Here is a 3,318-nt window from a genome sequence, read left to right as displayed (position 1 = left end):
TATTCTCCTGGAAATACTGTAAACAACGCTACTGATTTCTACAGTTTACGGTTGTCGTTGCTTCTTTACGTTTCGATTTGCACCAGTATTGCCACGTTAATGCTAAGTTTGTCCGTTATAGTACAAACACGCACGGTTTTCATAATGTCAAGAATAAAAAAGATGAATTGTAGCAGGTAAATCTCGTCTGAAATCTAATTTTCCGTTGCATATGTGTATGGCTGATTCAGCCTTGATGGGAAAAGTTTTCCGCAGCTAATGGCGCCCTCCCTAATAAAGCTGCAAAATCAGAATAATCGGCGCATGAACCTTGTTTGAGCAGGTCAAAACTGTTGCGGCTGATGATGCCGTTGCTGAGGAGGTTTGCCAACGGCAGCGCAGGGTCAATCAGGCACAGGGGAATGGGCAGGATATGTTGCGGCGGTTTGTGGTGCAAGGTTTGGCGGAGGGTGGTCAGGTATTCCGCCAAGGTCAGCGTTTGGCTGCCGGTCATATTGACGATGCTGTGGCCGGCGTCGGTTTGGACGGCCAGTTTTGCCAAACCTTCGGCAACATCGGCAAGATGGACGGGCTGCAAGTAAAAGCGGCCGCCTTCTGGTAGTGGAAGTAAAGAGAGGCGGGCTAATTTGATGAACAGTTCGCAGCTGGTTCCTCCTCGCCCGTAAACGACGGATGGTCTGGCTATGGCAATCGGGATGCCGCTTTGGGCGACGGCATCATCTCCACGTCCTTTGCTGCCGACAAAGTTGATGGATTGAGATGGGTCGGCACCCAGTGCGGATAGTTGCACCCAGTGTTTTATGCCTGCTGTTTTTGCCCATGCGGCGAGTTGTTTGGGCGTACGGTGGTGTACGGTTTCGAGTATTTCGGCATGACGGTTCATGATGCCGATGCAGTTGATGAGGACGTCTTGCCCCTCTAATAAACGGCGTGCGGCGGTTTCGTCAGGATGAAGAAAATCGAAGGCGCGGCGGTCGGGCGTGTAAACTTGGTGACCTTGTTCTTTTAAGATTTGGGCGGTACGGCTGCCGATGAAGCCGCTGCCTCCGAAAATGATGATGTTCATGGTTTTTCTTTATGGTGTTGCTGAGGTCGTCTGAAAATCTTTAAATCGGTTTCATCACCATCAGGAAGTAAATCACGATAGTGGCGCAAAAGGCGGGATAGCCCAGCAATTCCCAGCGTCTGGCATAACGCCAATAGGGTTCTGGAATGGTGTCTGCGTTTTCTTTATGCGCTTGTTCGGCAATCTTTGCCATACGGATTTGCAGCCAGACAACGGGCAGCCAGCAAATGCCTGCAAGGATGTATAAACCGATCGTCATCCATACCCAATTTTGTTCTAGCATGGTGGAAACGGTATAGCCACGTTCGTACAGCATCCATAAGCCGGACAAGGGTTGGAAAATGACGGCGGGAGTCGTAAACCACCAATCTGCTTTGATGACCCAATGCGATACGACCGACTGCGCGGCGACCGAACCGCTGCGGTTTGCCCAAAAGAGGTAAAACGCTGTACCAAAACCGGTGCCGACCATTAAGGTAGCCGAGATGATGTGCAGGGTTTTAACGATTAAATAAGTGTTCATTTTTTATCTCCTACGGATTGATACAGGAAAAATAAAGTAGCCATAATCGGCAGGTTTTTTACCAAAGGCGCAAACGGATGCGCCCACATTTCGGGCAGCCTGAAGGCAATAATCAGGCTGTATGTCGTGACGGTTATCAATTGCAGCAGCCATATTGCGGAACGGGCACGAAAGCGGCTGAAGCATAAAAAGGCAAAACCGATGTCCAGCAGTGAAGCGGCGATTAATGTCGGCCATTGCAGCGGATTGGGAATACCGACCGAATACAGCAAATCCAATGACATTTCGGGCATGAAAAACAGAGGTTGGGTACCGCTCCACAGCCATAGCAGCCCCATCGAGTAAGACAGGTAAGCAGGGAGAGTATGCGTAGTGTTGTCGGACATATTGGTTTCCTAATTTCATTTCGGTTTGTTTATATATTTAGCCTGTAATTTCTAAAATTTCTGTCAAAAGAGAAATATAAAGGTAAAAAAATTAGGCAGGTTCCCGAATATCGTCTTCCCCAGGAGGATTGGGCAGACTTAAAAGACCGACAATCAAAGAATAAGTACCGCCTATTACCACGCCTGCTTGGAGGCTGCTGATAAAATCTGCACCAAACAGTAAAAGATACAGACAACCGCATAACGATCCGACGATGCCTGCCCGGATAAGGCCGCGTAAGTCCCTGTATGTAGACGTCAAGCTTAAGATCAACCCGCAAATTAGGGCCGGTACGGTAAATAATAAAGCATAGTAGCCGATACTAAATGTAAAAAATACCGTAGATGCAGTATAAACGATGATGACTCTGCCTCTCGGATAGTCGAAATAATCTTCTGTCGAATGCGTCATAACACACCTATGATTGCGTAAGAGAAAACGGGTTGCATATATTAAAAACCAATTTGATTGGCATCATCGGAAAAATTTTTGTATTCCGGCGCCTATTTTTAAAATTTTCACCATGGTTGAAGTGGAAAGCTTCAACATTTCATTTGCCCATATGATCAGCGTGTTAATGAAATCATGGGTTTGTCGGATTCGCTGTTTGGCGGTTTCATTTTCCTGATTAAATTCAGGACTATCGATCAGGCTTTGCAGAAATTGCCGCGTCGGTTCGATTTCGCGCTGCATGCGCATTTCTGCGATGGTGCGGAACAAAGTCCAGACGTCGTCTGAAGTTTCAAAATGATCGCGCCTGTCGCCCAAGATATGCACGGTATGCACCAGCCTCAGATTTTGCAGCTCTTTGATGCTGTTGCTGACATTGGAGCGCGCTACGCCGAGCGTTTCGGTAATTTCTTCGGCATTCATCGGTCTGCCTAAGATGTAGAGCAGGGCATGGATTTGCGCAACGGTACGGTTGACGCCCCATTTGGTGCCCATTTCGCCCCAGTGGAGGATAAATTTTTCAGTGGTTGGATTCAGTTTCATAGTGAGGGTATTTTATTTTTATCTTTTATTTCTGTCAATACAGAAATATTTAAGGGGCAAATTTTTTATCAATTTAGACGCGAATTGATTGGCTGATGAACCAGCACCTGCTCCAACTTCAGCGGAGAGAGTGGTTAACATGTTTGGTAATTATAGCTTGTACGGTTACGGTTTTTGTTGGAAGAAAATACTTATGGGAAATCCCCTAAATTCTTTAAGGGATTTGTGGTAATAATTAAAACTAAGAAAAGTGAAATGCAATAATTTTACATAATATACATTATACGAATTTGGACTATCGTCCGCCTTT

5 protein-coding genes are annotated in these 3,318 nt (G+C 46.3%); all 5 read right to left on the bottom strand.

Annotated elements, in window-relative coordinates; translation table 11 throughout:
• Positions 1-226 precede the first annotated feature (226 nt).
• The 5 genes from HMPREF2954_RS03705 to HMPREF2954_RS03690 all read right to left on the bottom strand — a co-directional run bounded on the left by HMPREF2954_RS03705 (position 227) and on the right by HMPREF2954_RS03690 (position 3,008).
• Positions 227-1,066: an NAD-dependent epimerase/dehydratase family protein gene (locus HMPREF2954_RS03705; protein WP_045074549.1), complete on the bottom strand. Its 840-nt coding sequence runs from the start codon at positions 1,064-1,066 to the stop codon at positions 227-229.
• 40 nt (positions 1,067-1,106) lie between these two features.
• Complete coding sequence (locus HMPREF2954_RS03700; protein WP_003778699.1) at positions 1,107-1,589, bottom strand: DUF2269 family protein; 483 nt, start codon at positions 1,587-1,589, stop codon at positions 1,107-1,109.
• Positions 1,586-1,975 carry a DoxX-like family protein gene (locus HMPREF2954_RS03695; RefSeq protein WP_045074551.1) on the bottom strand — a complete coding sequence of 130 codons (390 nt, stop codon included), beginning with the start codon at positions 1,973-1,975 and terminating at the stop codon, positions 1,586-1,588. The genes HMPREF2954_RS03700 and HMPREF2954_RS03695 overlap by 4 nt, the downstream gene beginning before the upstream one ends.
• Positions 1,976-2,066: 91 nt before the next feature.
• A complete protein-coding gene (locus HMPREF2954_RS11435) occupies positions 2,067-2,426 on the bottom strand; it encodes an NADH dehydrogenase (protein WP_082054540.1) in 360 nt (119 codons plus the stop codon).
• Between the two features lie 63 nt (positions 2,427-2,489).
• Positions 2,490-3,008 carry a GbsR/MarR family transcriptional regulator gene (locus HMPREF2954_RS03690; protein ID WP_045074553.1) on the bottom strand — a complete coding sequence of 173 codons (519 nt, stop codon included), beginning with the start codon at positions 3,006-3,008 and terminating at the stop codon, positions 2,490-2,492.
• Positions 3,009-3,318: the final 310 nt, after the last annotated feature.

The sequence above is a fragment of the Neisseria sp. HMSC067H09 genome, from assembly GCF_001814135.1.
In the GTDB taxonomy this organism is placed as follows: Bacteria; Pseudomonadota; Gammaproteobacteria; order Burkholderiales; family Neisseriaceae; genus Neisseria.
This window is presented reverse-complemented; position numbering and strand designations above follow the sequence as displayed.